This window comes from Streptomyces lacaronensis (assembly GCF_047337785.1).
Taxonomy (GTDB): Bacteria; Actinomycetota; Actinomycetes; order Streptomycetales; family Streptomycetaceae; genus Streptomyces; species Streptomyces lycopersici.
The window spans coordinates 3,916,972-3,938,813 of sequence record NZ_JBLHDK010000003.1 but is presented as its reverse complement, the minus strand read 5'-3'; the positions used below and the strand labels follow the sequence as shown (position 1 = coordinate 3,938,813).

The window sequence follows — 21,842 nt, the reverse complement described above, 5'->3', positions numbered from 1 at the left end:
GATCACCCGTATCGCGCCGGACGGGCCGGGGAGGAACTCCCGGCCCGTCCGGCGTTCGCACGCGAGGAGCGAGCCGCCTTCAGCCTCCGGCCCGATGGCTCACATAGGCCAGAGTCCCCAGCACCAGCCGGGCGTGCGGCGGGCGGCCCGCGGTGTCGAGGGTCGGCGGGCGCAGCCAGCGGACCGGTCCGAGCCCGCCGAGGTCCGAGGGCGGGGCGGTGATGTGGTCGCCCGCGCCCAGGCAGTGCAGATCGAGGTCGGCGTCGTCCCACCCCATGCGGTACAGCAGCTCGGGAAGTTCGGCGGCGGCGCCGGGGGCGACGAAGAACTGGGCGCGCCCGTGCGGGGTGGCGGCCACCGGGCCGAGGGGCAGCCCCATCCGCTCCAGCCGGACCAGCGCGTGTCCGCCCGCGTACTCCGAGACCTCCAGGACGTCGAACGAGCGGCCCACGGGCAGCAATACGGCCGCCCCGGGGACCCGCTCCCACGCGGCCGCGGCGGCGTCCAGGGTGGCGCCCGCCGGGACGCCGGGGGCGAAGGCGAGCGGATGCGCACCGGGGGAGTGACAGTCCCGGTCACCGCATGAACATTCGTTTCTGCCGCCCCCCGAGCCCCGTGCCGCCCGTGCGCCCGGCACCACGTCCCAGCCCCACAGTCCGGTGTACTCCGCCACCGTCGTGGACTCGGACGTACGGCCGCGGCGCCGCGAGCCGGACCGCATGTCCCGGATGCCGCCGATCGTGAAGCCCATGCCCCCTCCAACGGGTCCCGCTCTCGATGGTTACGAGTCGGAGCGCCGCGATGACGCTCCGTCGCCGATGAGGTGCGGCGCCGTGCGCTCCGATGTGACGGAGGTGGTGAGACGCGACCCGCGCGCCCCCACGTGCACCCCTTCACCTCTTCCCGTCGCCTCGGTGTCAAGTGAATCGTGGGAAACGGCAACCGGGTTCATTCGAAGGGGTGGCGAATGGTGGCGTTTTCGGGAACCGCCTCGCCGGAGGCGTGATCGTAGGATTACTTTCAGTGCACAGTCCCTGGAAGTGGCGCTCGCTCGAATGCGAGCTGACGACGGGCGGAGTACGGATCGGTACATGCCACTGGCATGAGGCGGTTCCCTCTCCGGACGGTTGATGCGCCGCATCCCGGGGACAACTGACCGTGACAGAAGGCATTCTGGTGGCGGTCCGGGAAAATTCGTGGGATGGGGGCGTTCCGGGTGGACGACGGCGGCGGCGGTGCTGGGAAGCGCCCCAATGCGCAATTGGGGTCGTGGTTCGTGCGCAGCGGCTGGTCGAAGGGGGAGCTGGCGCGCCAAGTCAACCGCAGAGCGCGGCAGTTAGGTGCCCATCACATCAGCACGGACACCTCGCGGGTGCGCCGCTGGCTGGACGGCGAGCAGCCCCGCGAGCCGATTCCGCAGATCCTCTCCGAGCTGTTCTCCGAGCGCTTCGGCTGTGTGGTCGGCATCGAGGACCTCGGGCTGCGCGCCGTCCACCGGTCACCGTCCGTGTCCGGAGTGGACCTGCCCTGGGCCGGGCCCGAAACCGTCGCGCTGATCGGCGAGTTCTCCCGCAGCGATCTGATGCTGGCCCGCCGCGGCTTCCTCGGCACCTCGCTCTCGCTGTCCGCGGGCCCCGCCCTCATCGAGCCCATGCAGCGCTGGCTGGTGCCCTCGACGAGCGGACAGTCCGGCGGCGCCAGGGCGGCCGACGGCGGGCGCGCGCGACGGATCTCGCGGCTCTCCGAGCCCGAGCTGGAGCTGCTGGAGTCCACCATCGTGATGTTCCGCGCCTGGGACGCCCAGTGCGGGGGCGGGCTGCGCCGCAAGGCGGTGGTCGGCCAGCTGCACGAGGTCACCGACCTGCTCCAGGAGCCGCATCCGGACGCCGTCTCCCGGCGGCTGTTCAAGGTCGCGGGCGAGCTCGCCCAGCTGGCCGGGTGGATGAGCTATGACATCGGACTCCAGCCCACCGCGCAGAAGTACTTCGTGCTCGCCCTCCACGCCGCCAAGGAGTCCGGCGACCGCCCCCTCGGCTCGTACGTCCTCTCCAGCATGAGCCGCCAGATGATCCACGTCGGGCGGCCCGACGACGCGCTGGAGCTGATCCACCTCGCGCAGTACGGCAGCCGGGAGAACGCCACGCCGCGCACCCAGGCCATGCTGTATGCGATGGAGGCCCGCGCCTACGCCAATATGGGCCAGCCCAGCAAGTGCCACCGCGCGGTGAAGATGGCCGAGGACACCTTCGCCGATTGCGCCGGGGGCGACGGCGACCCGGACTGGATCCGCTTCTTCTCCGAGGCCGAGCTCAACGCGGAGAACGCCCACTCCTACCGCGATCTCGCCTATGTGGCCGGCCGCAGCCCCACCTACGCCAAGATGGCCGACCCGGTGATGCGCAAGGCCGTGCAGCTCTTCGGCCAGGAGACCGAGAAGGAGTCCGGCCCCCAGCGTTCGTATGCGCTCAACCTGATCGGCATGGCCACCGTCCACCTCCTGCAGAAGCAACCCGAGCAGGCCGCGGCCGTCGCCCGGGAGGCGCTGCCGCTCGCCAAGCGGGTGCGCTCGGAGCGGGTCAACAACCGGCTGCGCAAGACCGTGGACACGGCGGTGCGCCAGTTCGGCGACGTGCCGGAGATCACCGATCTCAGTGAGCGACTGGCCACCCTGATGCCCGACACCCCCGAGACGACGGGTCCCGGCCAGGCCGTCTGAGCGGCCCCGGCGGTGATCGCGACACCGTAACGGAGGGCTCCGGCACGCCCACCGCGGTTCACCGCCACGTAACACTCGCGCGTCCTTCGTCACTGCGGTGAAACATCGGGCGGCATTGGCTGAAACGGCGCTGCGCCAACCTCAAGGCGAATACCGGCCCACCGATGTCCTGCCCGCACGGGCCGTCGCTTCGAGGAGACGTCCACATTGAATGGCGCAAATACAGCGTTCGTCTTGATCAGCGCCGCGCTAGTGATGCTGATGACCCCCGGCCTGGCCTTCTTCTACGGCGGCATGGTGCGGGTGAAGAGCGCCCTGAACATGCTGATGATGTCCTTCATCTCGCTCGGCGTCGTCTCGCTGCTGTGGGTGCTGTTCGGCTACTCGCTCACCTTCGGCGATGACGTCGGCGGCGGGCTGCTGGGCAATCTCGACCACATCGGGTTCAAGGGCATCGACCCGACCTCGCTGTGGGGCGAGAAGCCGGACGCGGTCCCGGTCCTGGCCTTCGCGCTCTTCCAGCTGATGTTCGCGGTGATCACCCCCGCGCTGATCAGCGGAGCCGTCGCCGACCGCGTCAAGTTCGGCGCCTGGACGCTCTTCATCACCGTGTGGTCCACGGTCGTCTACTTCCCGGTCGCGCACTGGGTCTGGCAGGCCGACGGCTGGCTGTTCAAGAAGGAGGTCATCGACTTCGCGGGCGGCACGGCGGTCCACATCAACGCGGGCGCCGCGGGCCTCGCCGTGGCCCTGGTGCTCGGCAAGCGCATCGGCTTCAAGAAGGACCCGATGCGCCCGCACAACCTGCCGCTGGTGATGCTCGGCTCCGGTCTGCTGTGGTTCGGCTGGTTCGGCTTCAACGCCGGTTCCGCCCTCGCCGCCAACGGAACCGCCGCCAACATGGCCTTCAACACCCAGATCGCCACCGGCGTCGCCATGCTCGGCTGGCTCGCCTACGAGCGGATCCGGCACGGCGCGTTCACCACTCTGGGCGCCGCCTCCGGCGCGGTCGCGGGCCTGGTCGCCATCACCCCCTCCGGCGCGGCGGTCAACGCCTGGGGCGCCATCGTCATCGGCCTGGTGGCCGGAGTCGTCTGCTCCTGGGCCGTCAGCCTCAAGTACAAGCTGGGCTACGACGACTCGCTCGACGTGGTCGGAGTGCACCTGGTCGGCGGTCTCATCGGCACCCTCCTGGTCGGCGTCCTGGCCACCGACGGCGTCGGCGGCGTGACCCAGCTGGGCAAGCAGGCACTCGGCGCCTTCACGGTGCTGCTCTACTCCTTCGCCGTCTCCTGGATCCTGGCCAAGATCATCCACGTCACCATCGGCTTCCGGGCCAATGAGGACGACGAACTCGGCGGCGTCGACCAGGCGTTCCACGCAGAGACCGCCTACGACTTCAGCGCGGTCGGCGGATCCCCGCGTAGTACGGTGCCCGACGCGGGCCAGGCCGGCGCGTCCGCGCCGCAGAAGACGCACAACAAGAAGGTGGACGCGTGAAGCTCATCACCGCAGTAGTGAAGCCGCACCGGCTCGACGAGATCAAGGAAGCGCTGCAGGCGTTCGGCGTCCAGGGTCTGACCGTCACCGAGGCCAGCGGCTACGGCCGCCAGCGCGGCCACACCGAGGTCTACCGGGGCGCGGAGTACACCGTCGACCTGGTGCCCAAGGTGCGCATAGAGGTCCTGGTCGAGGACGAGGACGCCGATGACCTCGTCGACATCGTGGTCAAGGCCGCCCGCACCGGAAAGATCGGGGACGGCAAGGTCTGGAGCGTCCCCGTGGAGACCGCGGTCCGCGTCCGCACCGGGGAGCGCGGCCCGGACGCCCTCTGACCCCTCCGGACCACCAGTGGCACGCGGACAGGGAGCCGAGTTGACGGACAGCCTCGAGACCACGACCCACACCACCGACTCGGGGCCCGGCGGCTACGCGGCGGCGCGGCTGCGACTCCTCCAGGAGGGGGCGCGGTCCGGGCCACCGCGCCGCACCGCCCTGGCCGACCTCACCGACCAGTGGCTGGCCGCCCTGCTCACCGGCGGCGCGGAGACCGCCGGGATCGACCGGGGCGTCGCCCTGGTGGCCGTCGGCGGCTACGGACGCGGCGAACTCTCCCCGCGCAGCGACCTCGATGTGCTGCTGCTGCACGACGGCTCCGCCGACCGTTCGGCCCTCGCCGCGCTCGCCGACCACATCTGGTACCCCGTCTGGGACATGGGCCTCGCCCTCGACCACTCCGTGCGCACCCCCGACGAGGCCCGCGGAACCGCGGCTGAGGATCTGAAGGTCCAGCTCGGCCTGCTCGACGCCCGCCACATCGCGGGCGACGCCGCGCTCACCGCCGATCTGCGCACCACCGTCCTCTCCGACTGGCGCGCCCAGGCCCCGCGGCGGCTGCCCGAGCTCCACGCGCTGTGCCAGGAGCGCGCCGAGCGCCACGGAGAGCTGCAGTTCCTGCTCGAACCCGATCTGAAGGAGGCCCGCGGCGGGCTCCGCGACGCCACCGCGCTGCGCGCCATCGCCGCCTCCTGGCTCGCCGACGCCCCGCGCGAAGGCCTCGACGACGCGCGGCGGCGGCTGCTGGACGCCCGCGACGCGCTCCATCTGTCCACCGGCCGCGCCACCGACCGCCTCGCGCTCCAGGAGCAGGACCAGGTCGCGGGCGCCCTCGGGCTGCTGGACGCCGACGCCCTGCTGCGTCAGATCTACGAATCCGCCCGGATCATCTCCTACGCCTCCGATGTCACCTGGCGCGAGGTCGAACGGGTGCTGCGTGCCCGCTCGGCCGCCCGGCCCCGGCTGCGCGCCCTCCTCGGCGCCCGCGGCGGGCGCGGGGGCGCCGGAAGCGGCGCGGACGCGGGGGAGCGCAGCCCGCTCGCCGAGGGCGTGGTGGAGCAGGACGGCGAGGTGGTGCTGGCCCGCGCCGCGCGCCCCGACCGCGACCCCGTGCTCCCCCTGCGGGCCGCCGCGGCCGCCGCCCAGGCCGGACTACCGCTGTCCCCGCACGCCGTACGGCGGCTGACCGCCGCCGCCCGGCCGCTGCCCGTGCCGTGGCCGCCCGAGGCCAGGGAGCAGCTGATCACGCTGCTGGGCGCGGGCGAGTCCACTGTCGGAGTGTGGGAGGCCCTGGAAGCCGAGGGACTGATCACCCGGCTGCTGCCGGACTGGGAGCGGGTGCGCTGCCGTCCGCAGCGCAACCCCGTCCACCGCTGGACCGTGGACCGGCACCTGGTCGAGACCGCGGTCCGGGCCAGCGCCCTCAGCCGCCGGGTCGGCCGCCCCGATCTGCTGCTGATCGCCGCGCTGCTGCACGACATCGGCAAGGGCTGGCCCGGCGACCACTCGGTGGCCGGGGAGACCATCGCCCGCGACGTCGCCGCCCGTATCGGCTTCGACCGCACGGACGTCGCGGTCCTCGCCACCCTCGTACGCCACCATCTGCTGCTCGTCGAGACCGCCACCCGCCGCGACCTGGACGACCCGGCCACGGTGCGCTCGGTCGCCGAGGCCGTCGGCAGCGCCACCACCCTGGAACTGCTGCACGCCCTCACGGAGGCCGACGCCCTCGCCACCGGCCCCGCGGCCTGGAGCGCCTGGCGCGGCTCCCTCGTGGCCGACTTGGTCAAACGGGTCTCGGCGGTGCTCGCCGGCGAACCCGCGGACGACTGGTCCACCCCGCAGCACACCACGGCCGAGCAGGAACGCCTCGCGGTCGAGGCATGGCGCACCGGCGGCCCGGTGCTGGCCCTGCACGCACGCTCCGAGGCGCTGCCGCCGGGCGAAACGGGCCTCCTTACGGAGGTCACCACGGAGGTCACCGAAGGGCCGCCGGAGGAGGGGCCCACCGGCCCCGAGCCGATCGGCGTGGAACTCCTCATCGCCGTCCCCGACCAGTCCGGCGTCCTCGCCACGGCGGCCGGCGTCCTGGCCCTGCACCGCCTTACGGTGCGCGCGGCGGACCTGCGCACCGTCGAGCTGCCGTCGGAGCTGGACGCGACGGGCGCAGCGGGCGGGGTGCTGCTGCTGAGCTGGCGGGTGGCGGCCGAGTACGGCTCGCTGCCCCAGGCCGCCCGGCTCCGGAACGACCTGCTCCGCGCCTTGGACGGCTCGCTCGACATCGTCGCCCGCCTCGCCGAGCGCGAGGCCGCCTACCGCAAGTACCCCCGCCGCCGCGGGGTGCACGCCCCACCACCCCGGGTCACGGTCGCCCCCGGCAGCTCCCAGCTCGCCACCGTGATCGAGGTCCGCGCCCAGGACGCCCCCGGCCTGCTGCACCGCATCGGCCGCGCCCTGGAACACGCCGGCGTCGCGGTCCGCAGCGCCCACGTCTCCACCCTCGGCGCCAACGCGGTGGACGCGTTCTATGTCACAGACGACTCCGGTGCCCCGCTGAAGCCCATGCACGCGGCCGAGGTGGCCCAGGAAGTCGAGCGGGCGCTGACCAGCCCACCTGATGCTTGAGAGCACGATTCAGCTCGACCGGAGCTTGGGGAGCGGGGCCCGTGTTCAGCCCCTCCGGCGCTTGAGGAGCGGGCCGGGAGGGGCTGAGCCTCGCTCAGGCCACCGGCGCCGGAGGGGGCGGATCGCCCCACTTCCCAGCCCCTCCGGCGCTTGAGGAGCGGGGTCCGGGGCGGAGCCCCGGCGGGGGCACGGGGGCGGAGGCCCCGGAACAACAGCCGCGTCGCAAACCCGGGGGCAGACCGTTCACGCGGCGGGCGGATACCCTTGGAGGCCGACCACCGACCCGACATCCGACCGAAGGATTCGCGACCACCGTGTTCGATACCCTCTCCGATCGCCTCGCAGCGACTTTCAAGAACCTCCGGGGCAAGGGACGCCTCAGCGAGGCGGACATCGACGCCACGGCACGCGAGATCCGGATCGCCCTGCTCGAAGCCGACGTGGCGCTGCCCGTCGTCCGGGCGTTCATCAAGCAGGTCAAGGAGCGCAGCCTCGGCGCGGAGGTCTCCCAGGCGCTCAACCCCGCCCAGCAGGTCATCAAGATCGTCAACGAGGAGCTCATCGGCATCCTCGGTGGCGACGCCCGGCGCCTCCGCTTCGCCAAGCAGCCGCCGACCGTGATCATGCTTGCGGGTCTGCAGGGCGCTGGTAAGACCACGCTCGCCGGAAAGCTCGGCCGCTGGCTGAACGCCCAGGGCCACACCCCGCTGCTCGTCGCCTGTGACCTCCAGCGCCCCAACGCGGTCAACCAGCTCTCGGTGGTCGCGGAGCGGGCCGGAGTGGCCGTCTTCGCCCCCGAACCGGGCAACGGCGTCGGCGACCCGGTCAAGGTGGCACAGGATTCGATCGAGTTCGCCCGCACCAAGCAGCATGACGTCGTGATCGTCGACACCGCGGGCCGCCTCGGTATCGACGAGGAGCTGATGCGGCAGGCCGCCGACATCCGCGACGCGGTCCGCCCGGACGAGGTTCTCTTCGTCGTCGACGCGATGATCGGCCAGGACGCGGTGAACACCGCGGAGGCGTTCCGCGACGGCGTCGGCTTCGACGGTGTGGTGCTCTCCAAGCTGGACGGCGACGCGCGCGGCGGTGCCGCGCTGTCCATCGCGCATGTCACCGGCCGCCAGATCATGTTCGCCTCCAACGGCGAGAAGCTGGACGACTTCGACGCGTTCCACCCGGACCGCATGGCGTCCCGCATCCTCGGCATGGGCGACATGCTCAGCCTGATCGAGAAGGCCGAGCAGACCTTCAGCCAGCAAGAGGCCGAGAAGATGGCGGCCAAGCTGGCGAAGGGCCCCAAGGAGTTCACGCTCGACGACTTCCTGGCGCAGATGGAGCAGGTCCGCAAGATGGGCTCCATCTCCAAGCTGCTCGGCATGCTGCCGGGCATGGGCCAGATGAAGGACCAGATCAACAACCTGGACGAGCGGGATGTGGACCGCACCGCCGCCATCATCAAGTCGATGACCCCTGGCGAGCGCCAGGACCCCACGATCATCAACGGCTCGCGCCGCGCCCGTATCGCCCGCGGTTCCGGCGTCGAGGTGAGCGCGGTCAAGAACCTGGTGGAGCGGTTCTTCGACGCGCGCAAGATGATGTCGAAGATGGCCCAGGGGGGAGGCATGCCGGGGATGCCCGGGATGCCGGGCATGCCGGGCATGGGTGGCGGCAACAAGCGCAAGGGCAAGCAGCAGAAGAAGGCCAAGGGCAAGCAGCGCTCGGGCAACCCCATGAAGCGCAAGGCCGAGGAGCAGGCCGCCGCGGCGCGCCGCGAGCAGGGCGGCGCGTTCGGGCTGCCCAACGGCGACCAGGGCGGTCAGGACTTCGAACTCCCCGACGAGTTCAAGAAGTTCATGGGCTGAGCCGCCCCGGCTCCCGAGCCCCGTACGAACGAACGCACCGTAAGGCCCCTGCGCACACCGTCAGGGGCCTTACGTGATGGCCCGTTCAGACGCGGCAGATCAGATAGCGGAAGACGTTCGGCATCCACACCGTGCCGTCCGCCCGCTGATGCGGATGCAGCGCCTCGGTGATCTCCTTACGGACCTGCGTCGGATCCGTGGCCCGTTCCGCCGCGTCGAACAGCCCGGTCGACAGCAGTCCGCGCACCGCGCTGTCCATGTCGGCGTACCCGAACGGGCAGGCCACCCGGCCCGAGCCGTCGGGCCGCAGGCCCGCCCGCGCGGCCATCTCCTCCAGGTCGTCCCGGCCGCACAGCTGCCAGCGCTCGGGAGGGGGCACCTCGCGGCGGTGGCCGGGGGCACCCATGGGGTCGGCGAGCCGGGCGCCCACCCACAGCACCCCGGAGGTGGCGCAGCGCTCCGGCGGGCCCCATCCGGCGAGCACCACGGCCCCGCCGCGCTCGGTGCCGGCCGCGGCGGCCGCGAGCGTGGACGCGGCGGCGGACACCGTCGCACCGGGGCTTCCCGCGCTCAGAGCGCACAGCGGCTCGAAGGCGGTCACCACCGTGAAGTCCGCGTCTGCGGCCGCCTCCCGCACGCAGGGGCTCTCCGGGCCGCCGAGGCCCAGCCGGGCGGGCCGCGCCCGGTCGCCCGGCGCGCCCGCGGCGGTCAGCCGCTCCCGCGCGAGGTCCAGGCGCCGCTCGTCCGTGTCCACCCCGCACACCGCGGCGCCGCGCGCGGCCGCGATGAGGAGGGCGAGCCCGGAGCCGCAGCCCAGGCCCAGCAGACGCGTTCCGGCGCCGACGTCCAGCCGTCCGTACACGGCCTCGTACAGCGGGACCAGCATCCGCTCCTGGATCTCCGCCCAGTCCCGGGTGCGAGCGTGCGCGTCCGTCGTCCACGACGAGGAGGGGCGCGGGCGGTGCCGCCGTACGAGCGTAGATGTCATCGAAAGGGCCCCAATCAGCGAAGAGCTGTGCCGTCGTCAGCTTGATCCTTAACGTCTGGCTTGGTCTCGTTCGTAGAGGGTGCTCGGGCGTTTGACGGTTTTGCCCACGTCACGACGGATGGCGGGGTGCCGGTTCTTGGAGCCGGGCGGGCGTCCGGGGCCGGGATGGCTGCGTTTGGGCACGCGGGCCGGGCATGGCAAGTTGGGTCGGAGGTGTCGGAACCCGCGTCGGACGCGGGTCGGGGTGAGAGCGACGCCGGGGCGGGTGGTCTTCTCCCAGGGCTTGCGCTGGTCGATGGCGAGCGGGGCGGCGAGGCGGAGCTGCGTGTGCGCAGTGATCACCAGCCAGGTCCAGTGGTCTGCCGCCTGCGGTTCACGTAGCCGCGGCCGGGTCCAGCCCAGGGACTGTTTGAATAGGCGAAACGTGTGTTCCAAGTCGAATCTTCGCAGGTAGCAGGACCAGACGAAGTCGACATCGGCCGGGTCGACGCCGGTGGCCGAGGACCACAGCCAGACCGGTGGCGCGTCGCGGTCGCCGGGCAAATGATCCACCTTGAGGCGGATCAACGTGCCCTCGATGATGGGGAGTTCGCCGTCGTGGTCGATCCAGGCGGAACGCTGCTGGAGTTCCGGGTGGAGCCGGTCCCATGCACGGGCCTCTGCCTTGCCGTAGCGAGGCGTGTCGTTGACCGTCACCACCGACGGCTCTGTCCAGGTCTGCGGCCTCGCGAGACTGAACTCCTTGCCGTGCTTGGGCGGCCGACCACCCTTGGGCCGGTAGACGCGGGGTGGGGCCGGAAGCCGCAGGGCACGGTCCGAACGCAGGCGCCCCACCAGTTCGAGGGGCAGGTCCCGCAGCAGCCAGGCCAGGCGCATCACGTCGTAGCCGGCGTCCATCACGATCAGCATGTCCCGGTCTCCGGGTCGCCACTGCCCGGCCGCGATCAGCCGCTCGGCCACCTGCCGGAGCTGGTCGGCCGTGACGGCCGCCGCGTCGTCGGCGGGCCCGAGGCGGACCGCGTCCAGCACCGCGGTCCACGAGGTGCGGTCCGGTGTCAGCGCGGCGACGAAGGAGTACGGCCAGCCCGGAATGATCTGCGCGTCCGCCTTGGAACGGCCATGGACGTGGCAGAACAGCCGCTCCGGCGAGCACGCGGCGTCCGAGCGCAGCCACGGGGAGACATCCACGGCGAGCACGATCCGCCCGCCGAAACGCGGCAGTGGCACTGACGCCAGGAGATCCCGCAGCCGGTCCACGTCCAGGCGGCCGTGGTTCAACGCACCGTACAGCGAGCCGTAGCCCCGGCGGTGCTCGGCGAGCAGGGAGAGCTCGACCGGTGTCCGCGTCGGGCCGTCCGCGCACAGCAGCGCGTCGGCCAGTTCGAAGAATGCGTCCGCCCGCCTGGACAGACACCCGTAGAAGACCGTCCGAAAGCGTGACAGTTCCGCGAACGCATCCCGCCCGCCGGCTGGCACCAGCACACTCATCATTACGGCCTTCCTTGTGAACTCCCGCATCTCATCGCAGAGTTCAGGATCATGAGGAAGGCCGCCCTCATACCCTGCAATCACTCCAAAGAGTGACCACACGAATCGGGCCCGAGGTTAAGGATCAAGGTCAGATTCGGTGTCACATCCCCCGTGGTGCGCTTCCCCCGTGGTGCGTTGTGACGTCCCACCCCCAAATGCCAGGGAACTCCGCATCCGTCCCCGCGTCCAGAGGTTTCACGGCCGTGCTTGCGTGCCCCCTTTGTGCGCCCCCGTACACCTGTGCGTACGTCTCGCTCCCCGAGCCGCCCCCCCGACCTCCGCCGGGCCGCCGGACGGCCGTGGGCGCGGCGCGGGCGGTGGCCAGCACTGATCGGCTCGTTTTGGTCCGATTCACGGTTCGGTACCCCCGGGCCGTACGATCGGCGCCATGGCTAAGGCTCCCGTGCTCACCCCCCAGGCGGAGGACTTCCCCCGCTGGTACCAGGACGTGATCAACAAGGCCGAACTGGCCGACAACGGCCCGGTGCGCGGCACCATGGTGATCCGACCGTACGGGTACGGGCTGTGGGAGCGGATGCAGCAGGACATGGACGCCCGCATCAAGGCGGTCGGCGTCCAGAACGCGTACTTCCCGCTCTTCATCCCGCAGTCGTATCTGGCCAAGGAGGCCGATCACGTCGAGGGGTTCGCGCCGGAGCTCGCGGTCGTCACCCATGGCGGCGGTAAGGAGCTCGAGGAGCCGGTCGTCGTCCGGCCCACCTCCGAGACGATCGTCAACGAGTACTTCTCCAAGTGGGTGCAGAGCTACCGCGATCTGCCGCTGCTGATCAACCAGTGGGCCAATGTGGTGCGTTGGGAGCTGCGGCCGCGGCTGTTCCTGCGGACGACCGAGTTCCTGTGGCAGGAGGGCCACACCGCGCACGCGTCGTACGAGGACGCCCGGGCCTTCGCCGCCCGGATCCACCGCGAGGTCTACGCCCGGTTCATGGAGGACGTCCTGGCGATGGACGTGGTCCTGGGCCGCAAGACCGCCAGGGAGCGGTTCGCCGGTGCCCTCAACACCCTCACCCTCGAAGGGATGATGGGCGACGGCAAGGCGCTCCAGCTGGGCACCAGCCATGAGCTCGGCCAGAACTTCGCCCGGGCCTTCCACACCAGCTATCTGTCCAAGGACGGCGAGCAGGAGCTGGTCTGGCAGACCTCCTGGGGCAGCACGACCCGGATGGTCGGGGCGCTGGTGATGATGCACGGTGACGACAACGGCCTGCGTATCCCGCCGAGGCTGGCCCCGATCCAGGTCGTGGTGCTGGCGATCAAGGGCGACGACGCGGTGCTCGCCAAGGTCCGCGAGATCGGCGAGCTGCTCGCCGCGGCGGGCGTGCGGGTCCATGTCGACGACCGTACGGACACCCCCTTCGGGCGGCGCGCGGTCGACTGGGAGCTCAAGGGCGTGCCGGTCCGGGTCGAGGTCGGCCCGCGCGACCTGGAGGGCGGCACCGCGATGGTGGTCAGGCGGATCCCCGGCGGCAAGGAGCCGGTCCGCGCCGAGCTGCTGCCGGAGCTGCTGCCCAAGGTCCTGGAGGAGGACCAGGCGCTGCTGCTGCGGCAGGCCCGTGAGCGCCGTAAGGCGCGCACCACGGACGTGACGACCATGGAGGAGGCCGCCGAGGCCGCGGCCGCGGGCGGCTGGGCCCGCATCCGATGGGCGGACCTGGGGCCGGAGGGCGAGGCGGCGCTCGCCGAGCGGTCCGTGTCCGTCCGGTGTCTGGTCACCGAGGACGGGGCGGTGCCGGACGCCGACGACGCTCCCGGTAACGTCGCGTTCGTCGCGAGGGCCTACTGACGTCGCGGGAACTGACGTCGCGAGGGCCTACTGAACCGGTACGTACCGGCTTGGTACGCGGTGCGTGGCTCATCCATACATTTACGCACCCGCCCCTCGTCGTCGTACATCACCGTGAACTGACTGGTACGTGCAAATTATTTGGGATGCCCCGGAATCGGAACACCGGACCGGTCCCGCTCGTTAGCACGACGTGAGCACGACACCACCTGTTCTCGCCGCAGAGCTGGCGCAGGCGTGGGCCGACATTCAACGGCACCACCCCGAGCTGCCGGATCTAGCCGCGCCCGAATCGCTGATCGGAGAATCGTCGTCCGCATGTGGCGCCGAGCTCTCCTTCGAACGGCTGCTGCATGAGGCAGTGCATGGGATCGCCGCTGCCCGCGGTGTCCGTGACACCTCACGCGCCGGCCGCTACCACAACCGCCGGTTCCTGGCGATCGCCGAGGATCTGGGGCTGGACCATCCCGAGGAGCCGCACCCCAGCAGCGGCTTCTCGCTGGTCACCCTCAGCCCGGAGGCGAGAAAGCGGTACCGGACGACGATCGAACGCCTTCAGCGCGCACTCAAAGCGCACACCGTCGCGACCACCGCCGAGACCTCCCGCACCTTCCGCGGGCCCGCCGCGCGCCACGGCTCGTCCGGTGGCGGGGTCCGGGTCAAGGCGGTGTGCGACTGCGGGCGCAATGTCCGCGTCGTCCCATCGGTGCTGGCCCAGGCGCCGATCATGTGCGGTGGATGCGGGAAGCCGTTCCGCATTCCGGAGCCGGTGGCCGCGGTCGGCTGACCTGTCACGGTGTGGCAGAATGGTCTGCTGTACTCGACAGTCGACCAGGACCCCTCTCTCCTCCGACTGACGCGTCCATCGGGCACTCGGGTACCGCAACCCCACGCGGCACTTCGCAGTGCTCAACCACGTCAAGACCAGGAGACACCACTTCCGTGGCAGTCAAGATCAAGCTGAAGCGTCTGGGCAAGATCCGGTCGCCCCACTACCGCATCGTCGTCGCCGACTCCCGCACCCGCCGTGACGGCCGGGCGATCGAGGAGATCGGTCTGTACCACCCGGTGCAGAACCCGTCGCGCATCGAGGTCGACTCGGAGCGTGTGCAGCACTGGCTGAAGGTCGGCGCGCAGCCGACCGAGCCGGTGCTGGCCATCCTGAAGGTCACCGGCGACTGGCAGAAGTTCAAGGGTCTGCCCGCCCCGGCTCCGATGAAGGTCGCCGAGCCGAAGGCCGACAAGCGCGCGCTGTTCGAGGCGGCCGCCAAGGACGCCGGTGACGAGCCGAAGGGTGAGGCGATCACCCCGAAGGCGAAGAAGGCCGACAAGAAGTCGGACGAGGCGGCCGAGTCCGCTGAGTCCACCGCGTCGACTGAGGCCTGAGGATGCTCGAGGAGGCCCTCGAGCACCTGGTGAAGGGCATCGTCGACAACCCCGACGAGGTGCAGGTGGCCTCGCGCAACCTGCGGCGCGGGCGGGTGCTGGAGGTCCGGGTGCACCCCGATGACCTCGGCAAGGTGATCGGCCGCAACGGCCGCACCGCACGTGCCCTGCGCACCGTCGTGGGCGCCATCGGCGGCCGTGGGATCCGCGTCGACCTCGTCGACGTCGATCAGGTCCGCTGAGGCGATCAAGAAGAGCACCGGCACGGGCCGGGGAGGGCCTTGGGCCGTCCCCGGCCCGTGTGTGTGAAGGGACATCGCATCGTGCAGTTGGTTGTCGCGCGGATCGGCCGTGCCCATGGCATCAAGGGCGAGGTCACCGTCGAGGTGCGGACGGACGAGCCGGAGCTGCGGCTCGGCCCCGGCGCCGTGCTGGCCACCGAGCCCGCCTCGGCCGGGCCGCTGACCATCGAGTCCGGCCGGGTGCACAGCGGCCGGCTGCTGCTGCGCTTCGACGGCGTACGCGACCGCGACGCCGCGGAGGCGCTGCGCAACACCCTGCTGATCGCGGAGGTCGACCCGGAGGAACTCCCCGAGGACCCCGAGGAGTTCTACGACCATCAGCTGATCGACCTCGATGTGGTCACCGTGGACGGCACGGAGGTCGGGCGGATCTCCGAGATCTCCCATCTGCCGTACCAGGATCTGCTGGTCGTGAAGCGCCCCGACGGGGGTGAGGTGCTGATCCCGTTCGTCTCCGAGGTGGTTCCGGAGGTCGATCTGGAGGCGCAGCGCGCCGTGATCGACCCGCCGCCGGGGCTGCTCGACGAGGCCGAGGCGGAGATCGCGGGCAGCCGTAACGAGGAGCCCGAGAACGACCGTAAGGGCGACACCGCCGACAGCGGTGCGACCGAGAAGGACCGTAAGGGCGACACCGCGGGCGGCCGTGAGGATGGGTCGTCATGAGGCTCGACGTCGTCACGATCTTCCCCGAGTATCTGGAGCCGCTCAACGTCTCGCTGGTCGGCAAGGCCCGCGCCCGCGGCCGGCTCGACGTGCGCGTCCACGATCTGCGCGCCTGGACGCACGACCGGCACAACACGGTCGACGACACCCCGTACGGCGGCGGCCCCGGCATGGTGATGAAGCCCGAGCCCTGGGGCGAGGCGCTTGACTCGATCATGGCGTCGGGCGAGGCCGAGGGGCTGGTCAAGCCCACGCTGATCGTGCCGACCCCGAGCGGCCGTCCGTTCACCCAGGCCCTCGCCGTCGAGCTCGCCGAGCGCCCCTGGCTGGTGTTCGCGCCCGCCCGCTACGAGGGCATCGACCGCCGGGTGATCGAGGAGTACGGCGAGCGGCTGGAGGTCCACGAGGTCTCGATCGGCGACTACGTCCTGGCCGGCGGCGAGGCCGCGGTGCTGGTGATCACCGAGGCGGTGGCCCGGCTGCTGCCCGGCGTGCTGGGCAACGCCGAGTCGCACCGCGACGACTCCTTCGCCCCCGGCGCGATGGCCGGCCTCCTGGAGGGGCCCGTCTACACCAAGCCCCCCGAGTGGCGCGGCCGCTCCATCCCCGAGGTGCTGATCAGCGGTCACCACGGCAGGATCGCCCGCTGGCGCCGGGACGAGGCGTTCCGCCGCACCAGCGAGAACCGCCCCGATCTGATCGAGCGCTGCGACCCGGCGACGCTCGACAAGCACGACCGCGCACTCCTGGCCGAACTGGGCTGGGAGGAGTTGCCCGGGACGGGCGGTACGTCCAGCGGGGCTACCAGTGGGGCGACCCGTGGGGCCCGATTTGGGCGGCCGGACCGGACCGTGGAAGAATAGGCCGCTGCCGTACGTCCGGGTGTGCGCCCCTGCCACAGGGGGACCGACGCCCACCCGATGAGGGCGGCACTCCGAATCATCATCCGATATGCCGCTGATGACCTGTGGCATCAGCGAGGAAAGCAGACGATCATGTCTCACCTGCTCGACACCGTCGACTCCGCGTCGCTGCGCAGCGACATCCCGACCTTCCGCCCCGGCGACACGGTCAACGTCCACGTCCGCGTCATCGAGGGCAATCGCTCCCGTGTCCAGCAGTTCAAGGGCGTCGTCATCCGCCGCCAGGGCTCCGGTGTCCGCGAGACCTTCACCGTCCGCAAGGTGAGCTTCAGCGTCGGCGTGGAGCGCACCTTCCCGGTGCACACCCCGATCGTCGAGAAGATCGAGGTCGTCACCCGCGGTGATGTGCGCCGGGCGAAGCTGTACTACCTGCGCGACCTCCGCGGCAAGGCCGCCAAGATCAAGGAGAAGCGCGAGAGCTGAGCTCGCGGCTGGATCGCGGCGATTTTGCGCGACTACTGAGCTACCGCCGGATCATCCGGCCGGGCCGGATAGGCTCTGGCCCGATGAACACCGAAGGACAGCTCGCGGAGCGCGACCGCTCCCCGGGCTCCGAGAAGGAGCGCGAGGCGCGGTCGCGCTCTTCGCATGCCTCCGCGCGGACCGCGGAGCCCCCGTCCGCCGGGCGGCTGCCGCACAGGCGGGCCTGGGGCTGGCTGACCGGCGGCGGGCGCTGGCGGCGGGCGGCGCTGCTCGCGACCGCGTGTGCCGCGTTCGTGCTGCTGGTGAGCGGCTTTGTGATGCAGCCGTTCCTGATCCCCAGCGGTTCCATGGAGAGCACCCTCCGCCCCGGGGACCGGGTGCTTGTGAACAAGCTCGCCTACCGTTTCGGGGACGATCCGCGCCGCGGCGACGTTGTCGTGTTCGACGGAGCCGGTTCCTTCGGCGAGGAGGAGCCGTCCGGGAATCCGGTGACGGGTCTGCTGCGCAAGGCCGCCGCGGCGGTCGGTCTGGCCGAACCGGCCGAGTCCGACTACGTCAAGCGCGTGGTGGGCATCGGTGGTGACCGGGTCACCTGCTGCGACGAGCGGGGGAGGATCGAGGTGAACGGTCAGCCGGTGGACGAGCACTATCTGCACCCCGGGGACAGCCCCTCGCGGGTGCGCTTCGACATCGCCGTGCCCGAAGGACGGCTGTGGGTGATGGGCGACCACCGCGACGCCTCCCGGGACTCGCGCGACTATCTGGGCGCCCCTGGCGGGGGCACGGTCCCCGTCGACAAGGTGATCGGCCGCGCCGAATGGATCGGCTGGCCGTTCGGCCGCTGGTCCGGCGTACCCCGGACGGACGCCTTCACGAGCGTGCCCGCGGCGCCCGGCCGCATACCGTCCGCTGCCCCCGGTGGTGCCCATGGGTAAGCGCGGGCGTCCTCGTGCCAGGGCGCGCCAGACCGCTCCGCCCGTCGGCGTCGACCTGGGCACCCCCCGTCCGCCGGGCGAGCGCCGGGTGGGCGGCCGTGCGGAGCGGCGCAAGATCCAGCGCCGTATCAAGCGCAGGCGGCGCCGTTCGGCCGTCAAGGAGATCCCGATCCTGGTGGGCGTGGCGCTGGTGATCGCGCTCGTCCTGAAGACCTTCCTGGTGCAGGCGTTCGTCATTCCGTCCGGCTCGATGGAGCAGACCATCCGGATCGGCGACCGGGTGCTGGTGGACAAGTTCACCCCGTGGTTCGGCTCGAAGCCGGAGCGCGGCGATGTGGTGGTGTTCAAGGACCCCGGGGGGTGGCTGGACGACGAGCGGAAGCCGCCCAAGGACGACCCGCCGGTCATCAAGCAGGGCAAGGAGTTCCTGACCTTCATCGGGCTGCTGCCGTCCTCCGACGAGCAGGACCTGATCAAGCGGGTGGTCGCGGTGGGCGGCGACACGGTGGAGTGCTGCGATACGAACGGTAAGGTCACCGTCAACGGAACGCCGCTGAACGAACCGTATCTGCACCCGGGCAACCCGCCGTCGCAGAAGCAGTTCAAGGTGACGGTTCCTCAGGGGCGGATGTTCGTGATGGGCGATCACCGGTCCAACTCGGCGGACTCCCGGGTCCATCTGGACGAGCCGTACCAGGGCACGGTGCCGGACAACATGGTGGTCGGCCGCGCCGTGGTGATCGCTTGGCCGTTCGGGCACATGCGGCGGCTCGAAGAACCGGGCACCTACGCCTCGGTGAAGGACGCGCCGAGTGGGGCGACACAGGCCGAGGGCGCGGCACATAGGCTGTCCCCCATGGATCAGCAAGGAATGGTCCAGCTCCCGACCCCTGCGGAACTCCCGCTCGTTATGGGAGTGGTGATCCTGCGCCGTTCGTGGGGCAGGCGGCAGTCAGGCGTGAGGAGTGGATGTGGGGGATTTGGCGGTCGGCGCACGATCCGGTCACGAAGAGCCCGAGAGGCAGCCCGGGACGGGGGCGGAGCAGCCCACGGACGGGGCGGACGAGGCGCCCGAAGCCGGTGCACCCACGAACGGGGCGGCTGCCGCACCCAGGGCGTCGGACCCACACGGAGCCGATGGCGGACCGGAACCCTCCGATCCCCAGGACGGTCCCGGCGCGGCTGATCCGTCCGGGCCCGGGGACGGGGCGTCGACGCCGGGCCCCGGGAAGCCCGGCGGGCCCGGGAAGCTCGGCAAGCCCAAGAAGGTGCGCTCCTTCTGGAAGGAGCTGCCGATCCTGGTCATCATCGCGCTGGCTCTGGCGCTGCTGATCAAGACCTTCCTGGTGCAGGCGTTCTCGATCCCGTCCGACTCGATGCAGGACACCCTGCAGCGGGGCGACCGGGTGCTGGTGGACAAGCTCACCCCGTGGTTCGGCTCCGAGCCGGAGCGCGGCGAGGTGGTCGTCTTCCACGATCCGGGCGGCTGGCTCGGCGAGTCGCAGACCAAGAGCTCCGGCCCGGTCGCCGAGGGCATCCAGAAGGCGCTCAGCTTTATCGGGCTGATGCCGTCGGCGGAGGAGAAGGATCTGATCAAGCGGGTCATCGCGGTCGGCGGGGACACCGTCTCCTGCAAGCGCGGCGGCAAGGTGATGGTCAACGGCAAGCCGCTGGACGAGCCGTACATCTTCCCCGGGAACACGCCCTGTGACGAGAAGCCGTTCGGCCCGATCAAGGTGCCCGAGGGCAGGATCTGGGTGATGGGCGACCACCGACAGGACTCGCTGGACTCCCGCTATCACCAGAACCTGAACAACGGCACGGTCTCGGTGGACGATGTCGTCGGGCGCGCGATCGTCATCGCCTGGCCGATCAACCGCTGGACCACCCTGCCGGTGCCGAGCACCTTCGACCAGCCGGGTCTGAGCGCGGCCGCCGCGATGGCCCCGTCCGCCCTGGGGTTCGCGGGTGCGCTGCCGATTGTGCTGTGGCGCCGCCGCCGGCTGATCGCCAAGGTCCGTACGGAGGCCGGGAGCCGGCCGGAGCGGTTGACCGCCGCCGACTGCTGACGGGGCCCGTACCGCCGGGTAAGGTGCGGTTCCGTGTGCCCCGGGGCACACGGAACCTGATCTTCTACGTCTGTTGCGTACGGCGGGAGCACTGGAATGAGCGGAGCCCGAGGGGTGGGGGGCGGCAAGCCGCGGCGCACGCCCGGCAGCGTGCTGTCCGGGCTGGCGGTGGCCGTCGGCTGTGTGCTGTTCCTTGGAGGCTTCGTCTGGGGCGCGGTGCTCTACAAGCCGTATACGGTACCCACCGACTCCATGACGCCGACGATCGGCAAGGGCGCCCGGGTGCTGGCGGAGCGGGTCGACGGCGGCGACGTGCGCCGCGGCGATGTGGTGGTCTTCCGCGACCAGGTGTGGGGCGACCTGCCCATGGTGAAGCGGGTCATCGGGGTCGGCGGCGACCGGGTCGAGTGCTGTGACAAGCAGGGCCGGCTGCGAGTGAACGGCAAGATCCTCGAGGAACCGTATCTGCGCTCGGGGGAGCAGGCGTCCTCCTCGGCCTTCTCCACCACCGTGCCCAAGAACCGGCTGTTCCTGATGGGCGACCATCGCAGCGACTCCCTGGACTCGCGGGTGCACCTCACCGACGAGGCGGGCGGCGCCGTGGAGCGCGGCGCGGTGGACGCCCGGGTGGACGCCACCGCCTGGCCGCTGGGGTCCTGGGGGACCGTGGGGCGGCCCGACGCCTTCAAGGCGCTGCCGGGCGGGATCTCGCAGCCGGGGCCGCTGGGGCCGCTCCTGATCGCGGTCATCGTGGGCGCGGTGCTGATCCTGGTGGGCGCGGCCCATGGGCCGATCGCCCGGCGCAGGGCGGGCGGCGGCACCCGACGGGACCAGGCGGCGAAGGGGAGGGTGGCCGCGAGTGGCTGACGGGCCCGACGGAGCCGAGCGGACGACCGGCACGGACGAGCGGCGGCTGCGCAAGGTCGCCCGGGTGGTGCTGCTGGATCCGCAGGACCGGATCCTGCTGCTGCACGGCTTCGAACCGGACGATCCGTCGTCCACCTGGTGGTTCACCCCGGGAGGCGGCCTGGAGGGCGAGGAGAGCCGCGAGGAGGCCGCGCTCCGCGAACTCGCGGAGGAGACCGGGATCACCGATGTGCGGCTCGGCCCGCTGCTGTGGCGTCGGATCTGCTCCTTCCCGTTCGCCGGGCGGCGCTGGGACCAGGACGAGTGGTACTACCTGTGTCGTACCCAACAGACTCCGGCGCGTGCCGGCGGCGGGTTGACGGAGCTGGAGCGGCGGAGCGTGGCCGGTCTGCGCTGGTGGACGGCGGATGAGCTGGCCACGGCCACCGAGCCGGTGTACCCGACACGGCTGGCGGAGCTGTTGCGTACGCTGCTCGTCGAGGGACCCCCGGGTGCACCGGTGATCCTGGAGACTGAGCGCGTCTGACGCACAATGGGGGGACGCACGGCTGAAGGGGAACATGCCATGAGCGCCGAGGACCTCGAGAAGTACGAGACCGAGATGGAGCTGAAGCTCTACCGGGAGTACCGCGATGTCGTCGGTCTGTTCAAATATGTGATCGAGACCGAGCGCCGCTTCTATCTCACCAACGACTACGAGATGCAGGTGCACTCGGTCCAGGGTGAGGTCTTCTTCGAGGTGTCGATGGCCGACGCCTGGGTCTGGGACATGTACCGCCCGGCCCGTTTTGTGAAGCAGGTACGGGTCCTCACGTTCAAGGACGTGAATATCGAGGAGCTGAACAAGAGCGACCTCGACCTTCCGGGCGGCTGACTCGGCCTTCCGGGCAACTGGCCCCATCTTCCGGGC

21 protein-coding genes are annotated in these 21,842 nt (G+C 71.1%); 18 read left to right on the top strand and 3 right to left on the bottom strand.

All coding sequences use genetic code 11. The annotated features are described in order from the left end of the window. Positions 1–79: 79 nt before the first annotated feature. Positions 80–751 carry a bifunctional DNA primase/polymerase gene (locus ACMTAK_RS16530; protein ID WP_413806943.1) on the bottom strand — a complete coding sequence of 224 codons (672 nt, stop codon included), beginning with the start codon at positions 749–751 and terminating at the stop codon, positions 80–82. A gap of 450 nt (positions 752–1,201) precedes the next feature. On the opposite strand from ACMTAK_RS16530, the gene nsdA reads away from it, so the two are divergent. The 5 genes from nsdA to ffh all read left to right on the top strand — a co-directional run bounded on the left by nsdA (position 1,202) and on the right by ffh (position 9,042). After that, on the top strand, positions 1,202–2,716 hold the full coding sequence (gene nsdA, locus ACMTAK_RS16525) for a transcriptional repressor NsdA (protein ID WP_413806942.1): 1,515 nt from the start codon (positions 1,202–1,204) through the stop codon (positions 2,714–2,716). A gap of 207 nt (positions 2,717–2,923) precedes the next feature. Further along, positions 2,924–4,216 carry an ammonium transporter gene (locus tag ACMTAK_RS16520; RefSeq protein ID WP_413806941.1) on the top strand — a complete coding sequence of 431 codons (1,293 nt, stop codon included), beginning with the start codon at positions 2,924–2,926 and terminating at the stop codon, positions 4,214–4,216. Continuing rightward, positions 4,213–4,551, top strand: a complete 339-nt coding sequence (locus ACMTAK_RS16515) for a P-II family nitrogen regulator (RefSeq protein WP_413806940.1) — start codon at positions 4,213–4,215, stop codon at positions 4,549–4,551. The genes ACMTAK_RS16520 and ACMTAK_RS16515 overlap by 4 nt, the downstream gene beginning before the upstream one ends. A 40-nt stretch (positions 4,552–4,591) precedes the next feature. Next, on the top strand, positions 4,592–7,177 hold the full coding sequence (locus tag ACMTAK_RS16510) for a [protein-PII] uridylyltransferase (RefSeq protein ID WP_413806939.1): 2,586 nt from the start codon (positions 4,592–4,594) through the stop codon (positions 7,175–7,177). Positions 7,178–7,491: 314 nt separating this feature from the next. Then, positions 7,492–9,042, top strand: coding sequence for a signal recognition particle protein (gene ffh, locus ACMTAK_RS16505; protein WP_413806938.1), 1,551 nt, complete (start codon positions 7,492–7,494; stop codon positions 9,040–9,042). 85 nt (positions 9,043–9,127) lie between these two features. Here ffh and ACMTAK_RS16500 read toward each other — a convergent pair whose 3' ends face one another. Next, the gene (locus tag ACMTAK_RS16500; RefSeq protein WP_413806937.1) at positions 9,128–10,030 is read right to left on the bottom strand and encodes a methyltransferase domain-containing protein; all 903 of its coding nucleotides are present in this window, start codon (positions 10,028–10,030) and stop codon (positions 9,128–9,130) included. Between the two features lie 48 nt (positions 10,031–10,078). Then, a complete protein-coding gene (locus ACMTAK_RS16495) occupies positions 10,079–11,518 on the bottom strand; it encodes an NF041680 family putative transposase (RefSeq protein WP_413812772.1) in 1,440 nt (479 codons plus the stop codon). 430 nt (positions 11,519–11,948) lie between these two features. Here ACMTAK_RS16495 and proS point away from each other — a divergent pair, with 430 nt between their 5' ends. From proS to ACMTAK_RS16430, 13 genes are all read left to right on the top strand, one after another. Beyond that, positions 11,949–13,364: a proline--tRNA ligase gene (proS, locus tag ACMTAK_RS16490; protein WP_413806936.1), complete on the top strand. Its 1,416-nt coding sequence runs from the start codon at positions 11,949–11,951 to the stop codon at positions 13,362–13,364. Between the two features lie 193 nt (positions 13,365–13,557). Then, positions 13,558–14,151, top strand: coding sequence for a hypothetical protein (locus tag ACMTAK_RS16485; protein WP_020868151.1), 594 nt, complete (start codon positions 13,558–13,560; stop codon positions 14,149–14,151). Between the two features lie 155 nt (positions 14,152–14,306). Continuing rightward, the gene (gene rpsP / locus ACMTAK_RS16480) at positions 14,307–14,750 is read left to right on the top strand and encodes a 30S ribosomal protein S16 (protein WP_037948612.1); all 444 of its coding nucleotides are present in this window, start codon (positions 14,307–14,309) and stop codon (positions 14,748–14,750) included. 2 nt (positions 14,751–14,752) lie between these two features. Beyond that, entirely contained in the window at positions 14,753–14,992 is a 240-nt protein-coding gene (locus tag ACMTAK_RS16475; protein WP_020868149.1) for an RNA-binding protein, read from the top strand. A gap of 81 nt (positions 14,993–15,073) precedes the next feature. Then, entirely contained in the window at positions 15,074–15,715 is a 642-nt protein-coding gene (gene rimM, locus ACMTAK_RS16470) for a ribosome maturation factor RimM (RefSeq protein ID WP_413806935.1), read from the top strand. Continuing rightward, on the top strand, positions 15,712–16,578 hold the full coding sequence (gene trmD / locus ACMTAK_RS16465; protein WP_413806934.1) for a tRNA (guanosine(37)-N1)-methyltransferase TrmD: 867 nt from the start codon (positions 15,712–15,714) through the stop codon (positions 16,576–16,578). Before rimM ends, trmD begins: the two co-directional genes overlap by 4 nt. Before the next feature lie 132 nt (positions 16,579–16,710). Then, on the top strand, positions 16,711–17,061 hold the full coding sequence (gene rplS, locus ACMTAK_RS16460; RefSeq protein ID WP_020868146.1) for a 50S ribosomal protein L19: 351 nt from the start codon (positions 16,711–16,713) through the stop codon (positions 17,059–17,061). Between the two features lie 83 nt (positions 17,062–17,144). Then, positions 17,145–17,996 (top strand): signal peptidase I, encoded by an 852-nt coding sequence (gene lepB, locus ACMTAK_RS16455; protein ID WP_413806933.1) that lies wholly within the window; start codon positions 17,145–17,147, stop codon positions 17,994–17,996. Beyond that, positions 17,989–19,182: a signal peptidase I gene (lepB, locus tag ACMTAK_RS16450; RefSeq protein WP_413806932.1), complete on the top strand. Its 1,194-nt coding sequence runs from the start codon at positions 17,989–17,991 to the stop codon at positions 19,180–19,182. Before lepB (ACMTAK_RS16455) ends, lepB (ACMTAK_RS16450) begins: the two co-directional genes overlap by 8 nt. Before the next feature lie 82 nt (positions 19,183–19,264). After that, positions 19,265–20,065, top strand: a complete 801-nt coding sequence (gene lepB, locus ACMTAK_RS16445; protein WP_413806931.1) for a signal peptidase I — start codon at positions 19,265–19,267, stop codon at positions 20,063–20,065. Positions 20,066–20,161: 96 nt separating this feature from the next. Further along, positions 20,162–20,932: a signal peptidase I gene (lepB, locus tag ACMTAK_RS16440; RefSeq protein WP_413806930.1), complete on the top strand. Its 771-nt coding sequence runs from the start codon at positions 20,162–20,164 to the stop codon at positions 20,930–20,932. Further along, the gene (locus tag ACMTAK_RS16435) at positions 20,925–21,458 is read left to right on the top strand and encodes an NUDIX hydrolase (protein WP_413806929.1); all 534 of its coding nucleotides are present in this window, start codon (positions 20,925–20,927) and stop codon (positions 21,456–21,458) included. Before lepB (ACMTAK_RS16440) ends, ACMTAK_RS16435 begins: the two co-directional genes overlap by 8 nt. Before the next feature lie 39 nt (positions 21,459–21,497). Continuing rightward, the gene (locus ACMTAK_RS16430; protein ID WP_009714730.1) at positions 21,498–21,806 is read left to right on the top strand and encodes a DUF2469 domain-containing protein; all 309 of its coding nucleotides are present in this window, start codon (positions 21,498–21,500) and stop codon (positions 21,804–21,806) included. The last annotated feature ends 36 nt before the right edge of the window (positions 21,807–21,842 follow it).

Bases quoted from the DNA above. Each gene is read 5' to 3' on its own strand.
- ACMTAK_RS16530 (WP_413806943.1), bottom strand. From the start codon at position 751: ATGGGCTTCACGATCGGCGGCATCCGGGACATGCGGTCCGGCTCGCGG.
- nsdA (WP_413806942.1), top strand. From the start codon at position 1,202: ATGGGGGCGTTCCGGGTGGACGACGGCGGCGGCGGTGCTGGGAAGCGC.
- ACMTAK_RS16500 (WP_413806937.1), bottom strand. From the start codon at position 10,030: ATGACATCTACGCTCGTACGGCGGCACCGCCCGCGCCCCTCCTCGTCG.
- ACMTAK_RS16495 (WP_413812772.1), bottom strand. From the start codon at position 11,518: ATGAGTGTGCTGGTGCCAGCCGGCGGGCGGGATGCGTTCGCGGAACTG.
- proS (WP_413806936.1), top strand. From the start codon at position 11,949: ATGGCTAAGGCTCCCGTGCTCACCCCCCAGGCGGAGGACTTCCCCCGC.
- ACMTAK_RS16475 (WP_020868149.1), top strand. From the start codon at position 14,753: ATGCTCGAGGAGGCCCTCGAGCACCTGGTGAAGGGCATCGTCGACAAC.
- trmD (WP_413806934.1), top strand. From the start codon at position 15,712: ATGAGGCTCGACGTCGTCACGATCTTCCCCGAGTATCTGGAGCCGCTC.
- rplS (WP_020868146.1), top strand. From the start codon at position 16,711: ATGTCTCACCTGCTCGACACCGTCGACTCCGCGTCGCTGCGCAGCGAC.
- lepB (WP_413806933.1), top strand. From the start codon at position 17,145: ATGAACACCGAAGGACAGCTCGCGGAGCGCGACCGCTCCCCGGGCTCC.
- lepB (WP_413806932.1), top strand. From the start codon at position 17,989: ATGGGTAAGCGCGGGCGTCCTCGTGCCAGGGCGCGCCAGACCGCTCCG.
- lepB (WP_413806930.1), top strand. From the start codon at position 20,162: ATGAGCGGAGCCCGAGGGGTGGGGGGCGGCAAGCCGCGGCGCACGCCC.
- ACMTAK_RS16430 (WP_009714730.1), top strand. From the start codon at position 21,498: ATGAGCGCCGAGGACCTCGAGAAGTACGAGACCGAGATGGAGCTGAAG.